Source organism: Shewanella goraebulensis (assembly GCF_030252245.1).
In the GTDB taxonomy this organism is placed as follows: domain Bacteria; phylum Pseudomonadota; class Gammaproteobacteria; order Enterobacterales; family Shewanellaceae; genus Shewanella; species Shewanella goraebulensis.
Genome location: NZ_CP126972.1, coordinates 1,009,893 through 1,029,014 on the forward strand (window position 1 = coordinate 1,009,893; position 19,122 = coordinate 1,029,014).

Below are 19,122 nucleotides of genomic sequence, written 5' to 3' on the forward strand. Positions count from 1 at the left end.
TTATTTCTAGTGTGTATTTTGACAATATTATCGCTGGTGACCACCAGTTGTTAGATTGCATTACAGCTTAATACTAGGCTGGTCTTGAGTTCGTAAAACTAATTGATGAGTTCGATTAGTTTCTTTAAAAAGTAAAATAATTAATCTTTTTAAGGCAGGATTTATAATATTGTTAATAACAAAGTATTTAACTAATTTCTAAAATGCAAAATTAGTTAAATGTACTATAGTGAAATACATCGCAAAATACTCACAAGGATGTGTAGATGAAGTCACTATCAATGATGCCAACCAGTTGGCTTATTTCAATGAATGTATTAGTCATCTTAGTTGTTTTTTCGTCAATTACTCTCTCAGTCAACAATTCCAATTCTAGTATAAAAACCAGCAATGATATGGTTGCGCATACATATAAAGTGCTACTTCATATTGAAGAATCTATCGAGCAAGTCGTAAATATGGAAACGGGTTATCGTGGTTATTTGTTAACTAATAACCGAGAATTCCTAGAGCCGTACGCATCAGGGCAGAAAAAAGTTCAAGAAGAGTTAGCTATTTTGCTGGATATGACAGCAGACAACCCTACTCAAACAGACGCATTTAATGAAGTCGTTAAAAACATTGAGTTATGGGAAAACTTAGTCATCAATGAAGGTTTTTCTTTAAGGGATAATAGTGATGACTCCCAGGTCTCTGCATTTGTAGAAAAGGGTGCTGGTAAGCAATATGTTGATAGAATTCGCGAAGTTTTGGATGAAGCATCATTAAGAGAAGAGAGCCTACTAGCTGTACGAGATGATGAATATGCGAGCTCAATGAGTGATTTGATGACGATGGTGGTCGTCATGTCTCTCATTGGATGTGTTGTATCATCAATATTTTTAACTTATGTAAACAGAACTCTATCTAGTAACGTAAATGAGATTTCCACAGCGATTGGCAGCCTAGCTAAAGGGGTTCTTAAGCCTCTGCCTCTAACGGAATCTAGAAATGAATTCTTTAAAATTAAACAAACATTCAATCAGTCAATTCATCAACTATCAACGCTGATCAATGAATTAACTTTGGCTTCAACCAATACAAGTAGCTCTTCAGAAGAGCTAACTTCAGTAATGCAAAATACTGCTAGCAATACGCAAAGTGAGCTATCACAAGTAGAGGGGGTTTCAACAGCAATAGGTCAGCTATCAAGTACTTCAAAAGAAATGTCACTTAATGCTGCGCAAGCAGAAGGAGAGACTAAAAAAGCCATAGACAACGTGCATCAAGGTCATAAGGCGCTTGAACAATCAATTGTGCTAACTCAAAGCATTAATCATTCGGTACAAGCTACAGCGGCTATGATCGAGGAATTGAAAAACAGTGCAATTGATATAGGTGAATTTACAGATGTTATCAGTGCGATATCTGAACAAACAAATTTATTAGCGCTAAATGCTGCAATAGAAGCAGCACGTGCGGGTGAGCAAGGAAGAGGGTTTGCTGTTGTAGCAGATGAAGTACGTAATCTCGCAGAAAAAACTTTCCAATCAGCAGAAAATATTCAAAATATAATCGCTAAGCTTCAAGTTCAATCAGAAACAGCCAATAACAATATGGTCTCTAATGTCAGCTCTATTAAAGAGTCCGTAGAGTTATCAGAGAATGTAAAAGCATCATTTAATGATATATCTGATTCAGTTCAAACCATTTCGGAAATCAATACATTAGTCGCTTTTGCTTCACAGGAGCAATATTCAGTTACAGAGGAGCTTGCTGAAAATACCTCTAAAACCTTTGATTTAGTCAATGAGAATGTCAAAGCTGTGAATCAAACTTTGCAAGCAGCCCAAGATCTTACCTTTTTAGCTGAAAAGCAAAATCAAGAGCTGTCTTTTTTCAAAATTAGTTAGGCCGTTTTAAGTTTATATTATTGTTTATGCTGTGTGCCGTAGCCCAAGGCTTCAACTTATAACTGTATGACATAAGTTACTCAATGTAAGAAGCCGTTAATCTATTTAGGTTAACGGCTTTTTTGATGAGTGGTTTGCTATCTAATAAACTCGGTTCAAGTTAAGCTGGCTGAAGCAATTCGCCTTGTGGGAGTGATAATCACAGGCAAGGGAATATCCCAATATTCAATTGGTAAAAAGCTCACTTGCTGACAATCGTGAGCATAGCCTACTGCTAAGGGTTTACCTTCTTTAACTTGCGCTAGTGTGCGATCGTAAAAGCCGCCGCCCATACCCATTCGATTACCTTGATCATCAAAAGCCACTAACGGAGTGACAATCATATCGAGGTTTTCAACTGTCACCATGTGGCGAATATCTAATTTAGGTTCAGCAATATCATAGCGATTATTTACCATTTGAGTTTCGGCGTTATAACGCATAAATAATAAATGGCCCTTAGCGAAAGGATGCAGGCGAGGTAAGTACACTTCCACATCGAGCTTCCACAGCGCTTCAATTAACTTGCTGGTGGCAAGCTCTCCATCAAAACCTAAATACAGCGCAACTCGTTTGGCTGAAATTCGTTGGATCTCAGACAATAAATGACGACTAGCAATTAATGCCAGTTGATTCTGATCTGCTTGAGGAATTGCGTTGCGTTCTTGGCGAATGTGACGACGAATACTGTCACGGCTCATATTACGGCTGTCGAATAATGGCTCTGCATCATGAGGGCTATTAAATGAATGTCGGTACAGTTTATCTGTATTTGCCGCAGCATCATTGGAGGCTGAAGTCGCAGAAGAGAAGTGAGTGATAACAGATTGATTTGTCGTAGCTGACTGGCATTGGGATGAGCCAGTCATAAAACGCGTCATGCTCATAGGTAGGAAATACTCCATCTACATACAAATGAAAAGTAAAATAGCGTTATGAATAAATGATGTAACTAACTGCAGGTTATCCTGATATGTGCAAAACTCAAAGAAGATAATGTAGTGATTAACCAGCATTGGCTGATATGGCTAAAAATCAATCGGCGGTATGATAAAAAACGCCGATGATACAAGTATCATCGGCGCTCATTTTTACATTATCGACTTAAGGCTACTTTTCCATGTTCATCGATTTAAGTAGTACAGGGCTGTCGTAATCTGCAACTTCAGTTTTAGCTTTTAACCAGAACTGACGACGAGTTAAGAAATAGGCGAAAATCACAGTTAACATTGCCCATTCAATCAGGTTTTCAGCCATAAACATGGTGCCAGGACGCAAAGACTGTAGTAGCTCGTATGGGTATCTGCCATGGTTTTCGATAAAGCCAATACGTGAATTGAGTATAAATAGGCCGTAATGCAAGGCGCAATAAACGCCAATACCAGCGATAAAACCTGCTATTTTTGTGTACCACTTATTCGGCAACTTTGTGCCAATAACGACAACATACAGCCCGACTAATAACGATGCCGCCATCAATGCATTGGTTACTTCAAGTGTATGTTGAATAACTTCAAAACCGTTGTAGTACAAGGTGAAACAAAGATGGGGTATTAACAAGGTTAAACTGAGTGCCAGTAACCACACTTTTCCTGGGCCGATGTTCTTCCAGTACCATTTTTGAATACCTTTATAGCTTAACCAGAACAAGCCAATAACGAACAGGTAGTTACACCACTCAGGTAAGCCAAATAAGCCAAATTTCATGGTCAATAGCGCCAACATCCATTCAGGAATCTGGGTAACACTCATGCGATAGGCCGTTTCTTGGGCAAAAGTAGGGAACATCACAGCAAACAACATTCCTATTGTTAGGAATAGAAATGCGAATTTACACATACTGCCAATCATTTTAGGCGTAATGCCTTTCACACTTTGCTTTTTAAGCTGGGTCACTAAGGTTTGATAATTAGAAACAACCGCATCTTTAATATCACTTGAAACCCAGTTTTCCTCTAATAATGCAATCGAGGTGTTAGTTTCATTGGCTTCAATAATGTTTTTAACTGCAGGTGTTGAAAGAGCGGCTTTATCATTGGATTTACTACCGCCAGCAAGCTTTTGCGCCACGCTCCATACCGCAGGATCGTATACACCACCTGCATCATGAGTGCTGTTTTTGTTACCACCAAAACATAACGTCGTATCGACGTTATCGATGTTGGCAGTAAATTGTAAAGTCGGTAGTTTGGCCTTAAAAGCATACATAAAGGTGCAACCGTCCAAAGCGCCTTTAACATCGACTTCGGTGATATCATCTAAGTGGTGAACGATTTTAAGTCCCGTCTTTTTGACGTAATCAGATGTCCACTCATGGTAATCACTGGTGTTATATTCCCACTTTGTACTCCGTTTAGCTTCACCATCAATGGTGTAACTGAAATAGAGGTAACCGCCACCATCACAGGTACGACAGGTCACCTTGCCTGAACCACCGCAGTTATAGCAGGTATTATGACCACGTCCGCCACACGATGAACAGGACTCTGTAGTATGTACCGTGCGGTTATTCTCGTAGCGAGTCACATGATTTCGGCCACTGCCACTACAACCGCTACAGGAAGTGCTACCGCTGCCATGACAACTGCCGCAGTTTTGTTTACCAGAGCCACTACAGTTATAACAAACCTTGCTACCGACATAGGTTTCTGGCGCAGACTTTAAGCCACGATCTTTGATTAAAAAGTTTTCAGCAACGTCAGGGCCAAGTATTTTGATGAAACGATCGTTAAATAACGAATTTTGGCCGCTGACATACTCTTTTGCTTTATCGTTAGCGCAGTTACAAGCATTTGAGGCGCTGCCAGATTTTATTCCAGCAGGGCAATGACCGCCATGTTCATGCTCGCTAACACCAATCTCAATTGTCCAGCCAAAGGTAAAGTTGAGCTCGGGTAGTTTTGCCTCTTCATTACTCAAAACAACTGGCACATCAACGCCAGTGAGGTCTTTACCATTACTGCGGATAAAATCCTGAAATTGTACTAATTTACTCACGTAATACTTCCTATAAATCAATGCGTGATAATTTTGGTTAATCTATTTAGTTATTTTGCTTAGCTGTTCTAAAGCTTAATCGTAAAGTCGGTGTTATCTGCCTTTAAATACACCCACTTTCTAACGGGTTGATGACCTTGTGCTGATACTTTTACGTCATAGCCGCCTGCGGGTAACATCATCCCTGCTTGATATTTAGGTTTGATGTTCATTACGGCAATTTTGGCACCAGTCACATTGGTATTAATGGTTAAAGGCAATAAGACTTTCGCTTGTTGGTGGTTCGCAGACTTAACGCTAGTGTCATGTTCTGGCATCAAGGTTAGGTCGAGTTGGTTAATCGGCTCACTGATGGCGTCAAAACCTTTGGTGATAAACAGGCGTTGATCGATACCAGTTCCAATAGGCTGCACGATAGGCTGAGTCACTAGTAACCATTTAAGCGCATAAGAAACGCTGGCTGAATCATTCTTTTCCATTTGCTCAAAAAAGTAATGAAGCGCCGAGTCTTTCATGGTGTATTGGTTACCGCCCATAGTTAATGGCACTACAAAAATAGCCACTAGCATCACCCCAGAAATACTGGCTTTGATGTAGCCTTTGGTTTTAGGGGCTTCAGTATCATTGGCTGCGCGCTTAACTTGTACTAACTCAACAGCTTTCATTGGCAGTTTTAATACAGTTAATAACACCAAGGCTAAGCTGATAGACATGGATATTGGCGGGACTATGGTGGCTCTTAATGCCGATTTACCCGTAGATTCGAATGCACCACCATCAGCAAACTCAGTTTGCTGGGCTTCAAGAACATTGAGATATTCAGTTGTTTTACGGGCAATATTGGGCTCAATGATTTTTTGTTTAAACTCTCGGTTATTCCAATCGGCTAATGTAGGGCTAACATATAACTCTTTCATTTGGCGTTGAATGCGTTTTTGCACATCACCTTCTTGCTGGAATTGCTGCCAGCTAAGATTAGGTGGCATGTCATTACCTTGCTTTTTCATCGCAGAACGCCATTGTGCATCGGCTTGTTGGCGCACTTTTTTAGCCACTGCATTATCAAAGCTGTTCCGATCAGTGAGCGACCAAGAAGCAGGTAAATTTAAGCCTTTCTGTTTAAGCTTTTTATTCACTTTCATGCTAGTGATTTCATGAACTCTAAAGTCATGAATATACTGAATACCTAAAGGGTAACCACCTGATTCTTTGATGAAATCAGGCTCCATTTTAACCATCAACACATTCTTATAATGATTCACATCATTGGTATACACCATACGATGATCTTTAAAGCCTGCATCACCGCCCGTTGCCGCGTCAGCTGCTTGCATCGCAGTAAATAAACCAAAGGTCATAATGCCAGTAATAATTGAGTTACCGACGTTTTCAGAGGTTGAGATTTCTTCGCGGATTAACCAGTCATCTGGTGGAATATAAGGGATGCTGTATTTGGCAATTTCTTTGTCGTAACCGTTTTGCAGACGCTCAAAACAGCGATTTTTACTGCTGCCTTTTTTCATGTCGGCGCACTTATTTCGACGTTCAAAAAAATCATACATTTTAGGGGCTATTTTTTGGGCGCGAGATTCCACTCGAGCTTCATAAGCAGTAACGCCTTTTTGGTATTTTTCCCAGCCTTGTTTTACTTGATTTTGAGTGTCTAACCAGTATTCATCTGAGCGCTGCGGTGAGCTTGCCAGTGCTTTGTTGTATTTATTTGAGCCTTCAGCATATTCGGTATATTTACTGCGTAAGGTCTGGCGAAAATCATCGTAATCGCCGTAGTGTTGATCAAAGTTGGACATAGCGCGATCGCGGACAAACTTCTCCATGATCATGCGTTTTTTCTGTTTCAAATCATCAACCAATTTATCGTCGGCATAGACTAAGCCGCCAAATACAGACAAAAAGGTTTTTTCGGTGGAGTTATGTTCTCGATTGGGATCGTAATCTATGCCTTCAAATTGAATCGAGTTTTCTATCAATGCGCTACGTAATACTTGCGATAAGTACGCTTGTTGACGTTCCTCAGGGGTTGAGGCATCGATAATGAAATGATCAACCAGCCATTTTTGTCCAAAAAATACCGTTGGCCAGACAATTAATGCAATTAATCCAAAGTAAGCTAACGCGCGGCCAACTTTAGCGACTCTTCGGCCTTTAAGTAATAAATCGGCTAATAACAAAGTGACGCCAATACCACTAATAGTACGACCAAATAGCTCGACTGCACGTAAGTCTTCTTCACTTGAATTTCTGCCGCCAGCTACATCAGTTAGCGCAGCATTAAAGACTGCCTCAGGGAATAAATACACTACCGAGCAGATAAACATCAGCAACATCCACCAAAACGGTTTACCCATTTTGGTGATTTGCGCTTCAACGGCTTGAGCTTTTTCGGTTTTAACGGCTTCTGACTTTTGTTTTTGCTGAACTTTCTTTAGTTCTTTTTCAGCCGACTGCATCTTTTGCTGTGTCGGGGTTTTATTCAGCAAGTTGGTTGCAAATGGGCTTTGTTTATTTTCAGTCATAGTGATTCAAAGGCTTTTCTTGTTATCGATTGTGATTAATGACGCTTATTTACTGTTGCTTGGTAAGGTTAAAATGATGGTGTCGCCAGTTTGAGTATCGATTTTTTCATCGGTAATCGTCGGAAAGCCATGCTCAAGCAAAGGTGTTGGAGTGTTATTTACGGCCTGTTTAGTTTGATTGCCCTTAATTGACTTAAGACCTGATGCCAGTGACAAGTAATAACCTTCTTGTTGATACCCCAGCATTTCTTCAAAGCGATCAAAGTTCGCATCTTGGGGTAATGAAGCAATATAACGACCTATATTGCTTAGAGGTTGATAGCGTTTTGCAGGCACGGCTGCGTTGAATAATCGCTGACAAATTTTGTACGGTGTTGCATCCACAATTACCCCGTGAGGCAAAGACTTTTTGTTCAGCTTCAATAGTTGTGATTGATGATAATCAGTGCCGTTGAGAGAGTAGGTATAGACTTTCATGTCTAAACGTTCTGCGCGGCTTTTAACACTTCTGTTTTGCATAAAGCTGCGAATATCGAGGTGGATCCCTGAATGACTGCCAAGCTTTCTTTGTAACTTAGCCAGCGCATCTGAACTGGTGTAGTCCTTATAACGTGAACGATAACGCTTAGTGCCATAGCGTCCAGCGAATTCAATATTATTCTGGTTCTCTAGATAGTAAGCGTCACTGTTAACGCCTTTACGCATGTCGGCAGTTAACTTTTCAACACTGGTAGGGTGTCCGCCTTGGACAAAACCTAAGTAAACGTATGGGTTAATCCCACGTAGCTTGTATAAGATATCTTGGTCTGCCGCTGAGTAATAAAACCCGCCATTACCAATGTATTTTTTGAGCATATTGTCGAGCTCGACTAACTCTTGGCCATTAGCATCAGATTTTATTTCCACATTCAGTTTTTGACTAGGCATTCGATAGCCTGCAAATACCTTAAAGGCTTCTGCTGCGGTAATTGGTCGTTCATTGAGCAAGGCGTTGGTGTCTTTATCACGTAGTTTTAATTGACCAAACTCTTTACGGTTCATACGTTCAAGTTTGTAACGCTCACCTGTGTAGTGCACGGTCGCGCGACCGGTCTGGCTATCATGGTGATTAACCCAAGTGCCATCTTTAAGCAGCATGACATCAATTTCGACACTATTAAAATTATCATTTAACGCCGAAGCAATCGCGTTATAACTGCTTTCAGGTTGGCGAAAGTCGCCGCGGTGAGCTGAAATATCTAACGCACATTGCGCGGTTGATAACATCTTAATGTTGCCATTGGCAGCTAAGTACAAGTTGCGATCGCCAAGGGTTAATTGGATATCAATGATATCTAAACCTTGCGTGGCTGCATCGACAGGTAGGTGAGCTAATGCAGCTGGTACAATATAAGTTGGAGTAATAGGTTCTGGGGTAGATTTACAACCAGAAAGAATTAAAAGCGATGTCATTGTAACTACAATGTAGCTCGCTAATAGAAAAGGGCGACTTGTCATAATCCCTAATTACAAGTTATTAATATTGTGGACTTTATACCTTAATGTTCTGAACAAAACAATAATAACCATAATCTTCACAAGTGTAATTATTAACGAAGGTTAACTTTACCTATTTTGCACTTTTTTTCGGCTGTTTTGTTACAGAGTTTTCTCAACTATTTTATGTTTTAGTTTTATGTTTTAGTTTTATGTTGAAGTTATTTGATGAAGAATTGAGACTCTGGGCGAGGTCGGAGATGTTTGATTGCTTTAAATGATTTATGCTGAATTGAAATTGAGTTACCTGCAAATGCGCTAAAAGAAACAATAAAAAAGCCACCTAATGAGGTGGCTTTTTTATTGAGTCAACTTAAGCTTTTTTATCGCTTAGCAATTTAGGATGCTCCCCAGAATACCGACCGTCGGTGTAGCCCTTGAACCGTAGGTTCAAGGCGGGAAAATGTTCATCTCCTAAGGTTTCTCGGTACGAGCCGAGCATACACAATGTCAATGAAAACATTCACCCTGGGTTTGTAAATATCGGCACAGGGACATAACCTACAAGCGCATATCCCAGGGAGCAAAACCGGTGTGAATCATGTTGAACTCATTGCTCAACACAAATCTAAATTTGTTTAGTCGTCCTTGCTGGTTCGTTCAATCAGCGAGTTTTCTAACGTCGACTGTAATAACGAAATACGCTCATCCATTTGCGCCATGTACTGCTTATTTTTTTGCTGTTCTTCGTGTAACTCGTAACCAATATTCAGCGCGGCCATAATGGCTAATTCTTCGCGGCTCAAATTATTGGTACGTGCTTTCAGGTTAGTCAGCTGTTGCTCAACACCTTTAGCGATTGAACGCAAAGCATCCTCTTGTCCTTTCGGGCAAGCGATAGAGTAGGTGCGCCCTAAAAGGGAGATATCAATAGCACTGTTACTCATAGTTCGCTGAGGATCCTTATTCGTCTAAAATAAAAATTGTAGCAGTTTATCGTTCCATCTGACTGTAACGCTTTCGCATGAATGCGAGTATCAGCGTTGATTTACAATCATTTTACAACATCGGCAGAGGAACTAGCCTATTTGCGGACTATATAGCGCCCCTATTAAAAGTGCAAGGTAACTTACCGCCTTTAAGGCTATTTGCTTGATGAATGAGCATTTCGGCTTTTTCATCGTTTTTAAAGCTCGCAACGCAATTGTTTTAGACATCTCTAAGGATACGTTGTTTATTGTAAATCGTTTAGTTCATCGAGTTATATTCGATACGGTTAATATTAGCTTTTGGTTTATCAAACCAGTCATAAATAGTCTATGAGCTAACAATTGCACATTCAGCTTAAACTATGATTACGCTAATAGGCCTAAGGTGCTTTATACTTAACAAATTGACGAAATATTTTAGCAACTTGTCTTGCAGAATTTGGTAGCAGTTATTAACTCTGCTAGCATTGCAGCAGATTGATTATTTAATGGAAAAATACCATGGCAACGCCTCCTTCTTTATGTATTGAAAAACTAAAAAAAGCTTTAGATTCAGCCGAGATTGGTCAGCATCCAGTCGAAGTGCATGGCGCGTTAGTTGGATTAATTTGTGGTGGGGTAGAACAAGCCAATACAGTTTGGCTAAAACCTTTGCTTGAACTAATGAACGATGGCCAACCATTGACCGGTGAATTACAGCAATTAATCACTGATTTGTTTAAAGACACAGCCACGCGCTTAGGCGATGCCGAATTCGGATTTTCGCCATTATTACCTGAAGAAGAAGAACCACTAAGCACCCGCTTAGAATGCCTAGCCCTGTGGGTACAAAGTTACCTGACTGCCATCGCATTGATTCAGCCTAAACTTAACGGCGCATCATCTGACGTGCGTGAGATCATTCAAGACTTAGGCGCGATTGCTCAAGTTGAATTTGATGTGAGTGACGATGATGAATCAGAAGGCGCTTTTATTGAACTGCATGAATTTGTCCGTATGGCCGCAGTCTTATGTTATTCAGAGTTTGGCCCTGAAATCCCATTAGATGACAGCGAGCCTGCAGCGCCACTGCACTAAAAAATAGTCTTACATTTTAGTATTAAATACGAGTACTAGAGTCGGCATGACAAATTTACTGGTGCGCACTTAATTTTACTTGAGTGCACACAGGTTAAATCAATAATAAAAAGAGCTCGCGCTATGACACAGCCAACTAATTCTGCCAAGCTAACTAATTCAGACAAGCTTGATAAGTCAACAGCCTCTTCAGTTAACGAAATCCAGCAAGCCTCTTCAAATGATGCTATCGAGCATGTGGATATTACCATTGTTGGCGGTGCGATGGCGGGCGCGAGTTTAGCCCTTGGTTTAGCGCAGTTATCTGATAAGTATCAACAGCAGCTTGGCAGACCTCTATCAATCGCGGTGATTGAAGCGGTGAAGCCTGATGATAATCACCCAGGCTTTGATGCGCGCTCCATTGCTATCGCCCATGGCTCAGTATTTGAATTAACCCGTTTAGGTATTTGGCCAAAGCTTGCCAGCCTTGGCAGCGAAATTAATAATATTCATATTTCTGATCGCGGCCATTTCGGCATGACCGAGCTTAACGCCGAGCAGTTCTCATTGTCAGCAATGGGACAAGTGGTAGAGCTTGCTAAAGTCGGTAAGGTCTTGTTTGATGAACTCAAGCTAAACAAAGTGAGTCAGCAAGCCGTTAAGCTTTATTGCCCTGCGCAATTAGCGGAGTTAAATACTGACGCACAAGGCCATACTTTAACCTTAGATAACGGCCAACAAATTCGAACCAAATTGTTAGTTGCTGCCGATGGCGCCAATTCGAAAGTGCGCCAAGCACTTAAGCAAGATATTGAAAAGATTGAGTTTGACCAAGTGGCATTAGTCGCGAATGTGCAAACCGATAAACTTCATGATGGCTGGGCGTACGAGCGCTTCACGGGCACTGGGCCGCTAGCCTTACTGCCTATGTCAGCGGTAGATGGTAAACCAAGAGTATCATTAGTGTGGGCGCTTGATAGTGAACAAGCGCAAGCAATGAAAACCGCCTCTAAAACTGAGTTTTTAGCAGCACTGCAAAGTGCTTTTGGCAATCGAGCAGGGCGCTTTACCGATGTGGGTGAGCGAGTCAGTTATCCGCTTACGTTATCCTATATGCCAAGACCGATTTACCATCGCACCGTCTTTATTGGTAACGCCGCACAAACCTTGCATCCAATAGCAGGACAAGGTTTTAACTTAGGCTTGCGTGATGTGGTAGGACTAATTGATGCCATTGAAGCTAGCTTTAAAAGCGTTAATGCTTCTGACTCACAAGCGCTAGATTGCGGCCAAAACACGCTTATTCATCATTACCTTAAGCTACGCGAGCAAGACAGAAACAGCACCATCAACAATGTAGAATTTTTAGTGCGCGGCTTCTCAAATCAGCATTGGCCATTAGTGGCTGGGCGCAGTTTAGGGTTAAGATTATTGTCTTGGTGTCCGCCACTTAAAGCCCCCATTGCACACAAAGCCATGGGCTGGAAAACAGCTTAACTGTTAGAGCCTTCAGCGGCTCTTGTAAATAGAGGGCCTTTAGCGGTTCTTGTAATTAGAGAGCCTTCAGCGGTTCTTGTAATTAGAGAGCCTTCAGCGGTTCTTGTAATTAGAGAGCTTTCAGCGGTTCTTGTAAATAGAGAGCCTTCAGCGGTTCTTGTAAATAGAGGGCCTTCAGCGGTTCTTGTAAATAAAGAGCCTTCAGCGGCTCTTGTAATTAGAGAACCTTCAGCGGTTCTTGTAATTAGAGAGTCTTCAGTGGCTCTTGTAATTAGAGAGCCTTCAGCGGCTCTTATGGATAGATCTCATTTAATTATCGTCTGCAAACCGATTGAAGATTAAGGATTAACATGTTTCAAACTCAAACCTATGATGTAGCCATTGTTGGCGGTGGTATGGTTGGCTTGGCAACAGCAATTGGTTTAGCTGAGGCTAACTTAAACGTGGTCGTGATTGATGCAGGTCAAACCGAGGCGGTATCAGGCGAGCCACGACTTAGAGTTAGCGCGATTAATAAAGCCAGTGAGCGATTACTAACAAACCTTGGTGCATGGCAATATATTGACCAAACCCGCACCGCGCCGTATCAAAAAATGGCGGTATGGGATAAAGACGGCTTAGGTAAAATTGCCTTTGATGCTGCTAGCATCAGCGAGCCATCACTTGGTGCCATCATTGAAAATCAATCCATCAGTTTTGCCCTAGCCCAGCGTGCAGGCGAGCTTAATAACATCACTCATCTTGAAGGTCAGCGATTAGAGCGTATCGCTTTTGGCGAGCGCGAATCATGGTTAACCCTCGATAATGGCGACAACCTAAGTGCCGCACTAGTTGTGGCAGCCGATGGCGCTAATTCATGGGTGCGCAGCCAATGCCAAATTCCATTAACCTTTTGGGATTACGGCCATCATGCCATTGTGGCCACTATTCGCACCGCACAGCCCCACGAAGACACCGCTCGTCAGGTCTTTTTAGCTGATGGTCCATTAGCTTTACTGCCGCTGTATGAAGATAACTTATGTTCAATTGTCTGGTCAGTATCGCCGCAAGAGGGCGAAAGGCTACTAGCCTTATCGCCTGAAGAGTTTTCAAAAGCGTTAACCGCTGCATCTGATGGCCGCCTTGGCATGTGCGAATTAGTGAGTGAGCGTCAATCACATCCATTGCGTATGCGCTATGCACGCCACTTTGCTCGCCATCGTTTGGTGCTGGCAGGCGATGCTGCGCACACTATTCATCCACTTGCAGGCCAAGGGGTTAATTTAGGCTTCTTAGATGCAGCCAGTATTATTGAAACCGTTAGCGAGTTACATGATGCAGGTAAAGATCTGGGTGATTACGCTAACCTTCGCGCGCTTGAACGCTACCGTAAAGCCGAAGCCATTGAGATGATCAGTGCAATGGAAGGCTTTAAACGATTATTTGCTGGCAGCAATCCGGTCAAAAAAGCCTTACGTGATTTGGGCTTAAACCTCATTGATAATGTCTCAGGACTAAAAACAGTGTTCATCAAACAGGCTATAGGCAACAAACTTAAACTTCCTAAGCTTTGTCGTGAGTAAAATTTGCCATCGCTTCGGCCTAAAAACGCTTATATATCAGGGGATCGGCCGAAGTGAGTGATATTCTTGTAAATTAACAACATCCCTCGCATTAGTTAATCTAATGTTAAAATCTCGGATTAGAAAATTTCCTACTATACAAAATCCACTCTATGAGTATAATTTTGCCCCATTCATAGCCGTGAATATTGGAAAGCCTATATTTCCTATATTCACGGTATATAAATCGCCTTCATTCGTTTTACCCTCAGAAGGCTCATAAAAAAGAGATAATAATGGCTAATAAAACTGTACTCTTTAACAAGCACTTAGAATCAAATGGCAAGATGGTCGATTTCCACGGTTGGGATATGCCACTTAACTATGGTTCACAAATTGAAGAACATAACGCAGTGCGCCAAGACGCTGGTATGTTCGATGTATCACACATGACAGTTGTCGATGTGACAGGTACCGATGCTTGTGCATTCCTACGTAAATTATTAGCAAACGATATCGCTAAGCTAAAAGTGGCTGGCAAGGCGCTGTATAGCGGCATGCTAGACGACAATGCTGGCGTTATCGATGACCTTATCACTTACTACTTAACTGACACACATTACCGCGTGGTGGTTAACTCAGCGACGCGTGTTAAAGACTTAGCATGGATGGACAAGCAATCAGCTAGCTTTGATGTGACGATTACTGAGCGTCCAGAGCTTGCAATGATTGCCGTTCAAGGTCCTAACGCTAAAGCGAAAGCGGCTGAAGTATTCTCTGCTGAGCAAAACGCTGCAGTAGAAGGCATGAAGATGTTCTTTGGTGTGCAGTCTGAATCATTATTTATTGCCACCACAGGTTACACAGGTGAAGCAGGTTACGAAATTATCGTACCAGAAGCCGAAGCTGAAGCTTTATGGCAAGCACTACTAGAAGCTGGTGTTAAGCCATGTGGACTAGGCGCACGTGACACCCTACGTTTAGAAGCAGGCATGAACCTTTACGGTTTAGACATGGATGAAACCATTAACCCGCTTGCTGCCAACATGGGTTGGACGATTGCGTGGGAGCCAGAAGATCGTGACTTTATCGGTCGTGAAGCATTAACTGCGATTAAAGCAGCGGGCCCAGACAAATTAGTCGGCCTAGTGATGGAACAAAAAGGTGTCCTTCGTCACGGCATGCCAGTGTTTTTCACTGACGCAGATGGCGTTGAACATGAAGGTTCGATCACCAGCGGGACTTTCTCGCCAACTTTAGGCTATTCTATTGCCATGGCACGCGTACCTAAGGGTATTAGCGACACCGCAGAAGTTGAAATGCGCAAAAAACGCGTAGCGGTTAAAGTTATCGCACCAAGTTTTGTACGTAACGGTAAACAAGCATTTTAATATCGTTCAGATCAAATAATTAAGAATTAATCCTTTGAGGATTAAAAACTTAAAATATTATCTATAACAGTAGATAACCGTATTTGAACAATATGCAGAACATGAACTAAAGGAACAACGACAATGAGCAACATTCCAGCTGAACTTAAATATGCTTCATCTCATGAGTGGATCCGTAAAGAAGAAGACGGCACTTACACAGTGGGTATCACTGAGCATGCACAAGAGCTTTTAGGTGACATGGTATTCGTAGAATTACCAGAAGTAGGCGACACAGTGACAGCTGGCGAAGATTGCGCCGTAGCTGAGTCTGTAAAAGCTGCATCTGACATCTACGCGCCAATTTCAGGTGACGTGATTGCAGTAAACGAAGCATTAGAAGATTCACCTGAGCTAGTTAACAGCGAAGCATTTGGCGAAGGTTGGTTCTTCCGCGTTAAGCCATCTGACGAAGCTGAAGTGGCTAACTTGTTAGACGCTGACGGTTACCAAGAAGTGATTGACGAAGAATAATCGTCGACGCTAACGAGAAGCTCCCTTGGGAGCTTCTTTTTGTTTTGCCTTTTAACTTTTTTAAAGGTTTTAGCGATCCTTCCGCTCACCTTTAAAGTATTGCACAACAACATTTTTCCCTAGACCAGTTTAATGCCCTACAGCTTGATTCTGGCAGATTTGGAACACGACTTCTCATGACAAAGCAAACCCTAACTCAATTAGAGCAACACGAATTATTTTTAAGCCGACACATTGGCCCTAACGAAACTCAACAACAAGAAATGTTGAACTACGTTGGCGCTGAGTCGCTTGAAGACTTAACCGCACAAACTGTGCCTGGGTCAATTCGTTTACCGCAAGAGTTAACCATTGGTGATTCATGTGGCGAAGCGGAAGGCACAGCCTACATCCGCACCATTGCTGATAAAAACAAAGTATTCAAAAGCTACATCGGCATGGGCTACTACGGTACTGAAGTACCAAACGTCATTTTACGTAACGTGTTTGAAAATCCGGGTTGGTACACTGCTTATACCCCTTACCAGCCAGAAATCGCTCAAGGCCGTTTAGAAGCAATTTTAAACTTCCAACAAGTGTCGATGGACCTAACCGGTCTTGACCTTGCATCAGCATCACTGCTTGATGAAGCAACCGCAGCCGCTGAAGCAATGGCCATGGCTAAGCGTGTCTCTAAAGCCAAAAAAGCGAATATCTTCTTTGTGGCAGATGATGTGTTCCCACAAACATTAGATGTTGTGCAAACCCGTGCTGAATGTTTCGGTTTTGAAGTGATTGTAGGGCCAGCTGAAGAAGCCGCTAACTACGAATTATTTGGCGCATTATTCCAATACACCAACCGCCATGGTGAAATCACCGACAACACAGCGCTATTTGCTAAGCTTGCTGAAAAGAAAGCCATTGTCACCGTTGCTGCTGACATCATGTCACTGGTATTGCTTAAGTCGCCAGGCTCAATGGGCGCAGACATCGTATTTGGTAGCGCACAGCGTTTTGGCGTACCAATGGGCTACGGCGGGCCACATGCCGCGTTTTTCGTTGCTCGTGACGCACATAAGCGTTCAATGCCAGGTCGTATTATTGGTGTATCAAAAGACACTCGTGGCAACAAAGCACTGCGTATGGCAATGCAAACGCGCGAGCAACACATTCGCCGCGAAAAAGCCAACTCAAACATTTGTACTGCACAAATTTTACTGGCAAACATGGCTTCGTTTTACGCTGTATTCCATGGCGCAGTTGGCCTGAAAAATATCGCCAGCCGCATTAATCGTTTAACTGACATTTTAGCCGTGGGTCTTAAAGCCAAAGGTGTTGAGCTGGTTAACAACACATGGTTTGACACGGTTTCACTAAAAGGGCTTGATGTTGACGCCGTTAATGCACGTGCATTAGCCGCTGAAATGAACCTACGTATCGATGCTGACGGCATTGTGGGTATCAGCTTAGATGAAACCACCACCCGTGAAGATATTGCACAGTTATTTGATGTCATTTTAGGTGAAGGGCACGAGCTTGATGTGACTGCCATCGACACCGATATCATTAATGGCGCTGCATTTGGCGAAGGCAAAGGTTCAATCCCTGCTGAGCTTATCCGTCACGACAAAATCTTATCTCACCCAACATTCAGCAGCTACCAAAGCGAAACTGAAATGATGCGCTACATCAAGCGTCTTGAGAACAAAGATTTAGCCCTTAACCATTCAATGATTTCGTTAGGTTCATGTACGATGAAGCTGAACGCGGCTGTTGAAATGCTACCGGTAAGCTGGCCAGAATTTGCTAACATGCACCCATTCTGTCCACTTGACCAAGCTGAAGGTTACACTCAGCTTATCAACGAATTATCTGACTTCTTAGTCAACATCACAGGTTACGATGCCGTTTGTATCCAGCCTAACTCAGGCGCACAAGGCGAATACGCGGGTCTGCTTGCGATTAAGAAATACCACGAGTCACGTGGCGACGGACACAGAGACATCTGTTTAATCCCACAATCTGCTCACGGTACCAACCCAGCGTCAGCACAACTTGCAGGCATGAAAGTGGTTGTGACAGCGTGTGATAAAGACGGCAACGTTGATTTAGAAGACTTACGTGCAAAAGCCGCTGAGCTTGCTGACAGCTTATCGTGCATCATGATCACTTACCCATCGACTCACGGTGTGTATGAAGAATCAATTAGCGAGATCTGTGAAATCGTGCATCAACATGGCGGTCAAGTGTATCTTGACGGCGCCAACATGAACGCACAGGTTGGCTTAACGTCACCAGGCTTTATCGGCGCAGACGTATCGCACCTTAACCTACACAAAACCTTCGCGATTCCACATGGCGGCGGCGGACCAGGTATGGGCCCAATCGGTATCAAAAAGCATTTAGCGCCATTTGTTGCAGGTCATCAAATCGTTAAACCAGGCCGTGAAAGCGACAACAACGGCGCAGTCTCTGCCGCGCCATACGGCAGTGCTAGCATCCTCCCAATCAGCTGGATGTACATTAAACTGCTTGGTACTAAAGGCGTGAAACAGTCTACGCAAATGGCACTATTAAATGCCAACTACGTGATGAAAAAGCTATCAGGTCATTACCCAGTGCTATTTACTGGCCGTAACGACCGTGTTGCTCACGAATGTATTATCGACCTGCGCCCGCTTAAAGAAACATCTGGCGTGACCGAAATGGACATCGCTAAGCGTCTTAATGACTATGGTTTCCATGCGCCAACCATGAGCTTCCCAGTAGCGGGAACCTTAATGATTGAGCCAACAGAGTCAGAGTCAAAAGTTGAGCTAGACCGTTTCGTTGAAGCAATGATCTCAATTCGCGGCGAAATCGCTAAAGTCGAAGCAGGCGAGTGGCCAAGCGACAACAACCCACTGCACAATGCACCGCACACCCTAGCTGATATTATGGACAGCGAGTTTGACTCACGCCCATACAGCCGTGAAGAAGCCGTGTTCCCAAGTGCAGCGGCTAAGGCGAATAAGTTCTGGCCGACGGTGAATCGTATTGATGATGTGTACGGAGACCGCAACTTAATGTGTTCTTGCGTACCTTTATCGGACTACGAATAATAATGGCTACTTAACCTCAGCTATGCTGCGTTAGTTGACACTTTTGCCTACTCATTGACACCAGTCAACTCCGTGAGCAAAAGCATCAACTGCCTTGCTTAGCTATCGGCAGTA

The 19,122-nt window shown here is 42.7% G+C and carries 12 protein-coding genes and 1 other RNA gene; 7 read left to right on the forward strand and 6 right to left on the reverse strand.

What is annotated here, in order from left to right; translation table 11 throughout:
• Positions 1–281: 281 nt before the first annotated feature.
• Positions 282–1,892: a methyl-accepting chemotaxis protein gene (locus QPX86_RS04180; RefSeq protein WP_220753472.1), complete on the forward strand. Its 1,611-nt coding sequence runs from the start codon at positions 282–284 to the stop codon at positions 1,890–1,892.
• A 155-nt stretch (positions 1,893–2,047) separates the two neighbouring features.
• Here QPX86_RS04180 and QPX86_RS04185 read toward each other — a convergent pair whose 3' ends face one another.
• The 6 genes from QPX86_RS04185 to QPX86_RS04210 form a co-directional block, all read right to left on the reverse strand.
• On the reverse strand, positions 2,048–2,818 hold the full coding sequence (locus tag QPX86_RS04185; protein ID WP_220753473.1) for a 5-formyltetrahydrofolate cyclo-ligase: 771 nt from the start codon (positions 2,816–2,818) through the stop codon (positions 2,048–2,050).
• A 223-nt stretch (positions 2,819–3,041) separates the two neighbouring features.
• A complete protein-coding gene (locus tag QPX86_RS04190) occupies positions 3,042–4,928 on the reverse strand; it encodes a CCHC-type zinc finger protein (protein ID WP_285164348.1) in 1,887 nt (628 codons plus the stop codon).
• 68 nt (positions 4,929–4,996) lie between these two features.
• Positions 4,997–7,462 carry a hypothetical protein gene (locus tag QPX86_RS04195; RefSeq protein WP_285164349.1) on the reverse strand — a complete coding sequence of 822 codons (2,466 nt, stop codon included), beginning with the start codon at positions 7,460–7,462 and terminating at the stop codon, positions 4,997–4,999.
• Between the two features lie 45 nt (positions 7,463–7,507).
• Complete coding sequence (locus QPX86_RS04200) at positions 7,508–8,914, reverse strand: glycerophosphodiester phosphodiesterase (protein WP_285164351.1); 1,407 nt, start codon at positions 8,912–8,914, stop codon at positions 7,508–7,510.
• Between the two features lie 427 nt (positions 8,915–9,341).
• Positions 9,342–9,524, reverse strand: a non-coding RNA gene (gene ssrS / locus QPX86_RS04205) — 6S RNA.
• A gap of 52 nt (positions 9,525–9,576) precedes the next feature.
• On the reverse strand, positions 9,577–9,885 hold the full coding sequence (locus QPX86_RS04210; protein WP_102528275.1) for a cell division protein ZapA: 309 nt from the start codon (positions 9,883–9,885) through the stop codon (positions 9,577–9,579).
• Positions 9,886–10,428: 543 nt separating this feature from the next.
• Here QPX86_RS04210 and QPX86_RS04215 point away from each other — a divergent pair.
• The 6 genes from QPX86_RS04215 (at position 10,429) to gcvP (ending at position 19,008) form a co-directional block, all read left to right on the forward strand.
• Positions 10,429–11,004: a UPF0149 family protein gene (locus tag QPX86_RS04215; protein WP_220753477.1), complete on the forward strand. Its 576-nt coding sequence runs from the start codon at positions 10,429–10,431 to the stop codon at positions 11,002–11,004.
• 264 nt (positions 11,005–11,268) lie between these two features.
• Entirely contained in the window at positions 11,269–12,483 is a 1,215-nt protein-coding gene (gene ubiH / locus QPX86_RS04220; protein WP_285165134.1) for a 2-octaprenyl-6-methoxyphenyl hydroxylase, read from the forward strand.
• A 350-nt stretch (positions 12,484–12,833) separates the two neighbouring features.
• On the forward strand, positions 12,834–14,045 hold the full coding sequence (locus QPX86_RS04225) for an FAD-dependent oxidoreductase (RefSeq protein ID WP_285164357.1): 1,212 nt from the start codon (positions 12,834–12,836) through the stop codon (positions 14,043–14,045).
• A gap of 275 nt (positions 14,046–14,320) precedes the next feature.
• On the forward strand, positions 14,321–15,415 hold the full coding sequence (gene gcvT, locus QPX86_RS04230) for a glycine cleavage system aminomethyltransferase GcvT (protein ID WP_285164359.1): 1,095 nt from the start codon (positions 14,321–14,323) through the stop codon (positions 15,413–15,415).
• Positions 15,416–15,538: 123 nt separating this feature from the next.
• Positions 15,539–15,928, forward strand: a complete 390-nt coding sequence (gcvH, locus tag QPX86_RS04235) for a glycine cleavage system protein GcvH (RefSeq protein WP_220753481.1) — start codon at positions 15,539–15,541, stop codon at positions 15,926–15,928.
• Positions 15,929–16,104: 176 nt separating this feature from the next.
• Entirely contained in the window at positions 16,105–19,008 is a 2,904-nt protein-coding gene (gene gcvP, locus QPX86_RS04240; RefSeq protein ID WP_285164364.1) for an aminomethyl-transferring glycine dehydrogenase, read from the forward strand.
• The last annotated feature ends 114 nt before the right edge of the window (positions 19,009–19,122 follow it).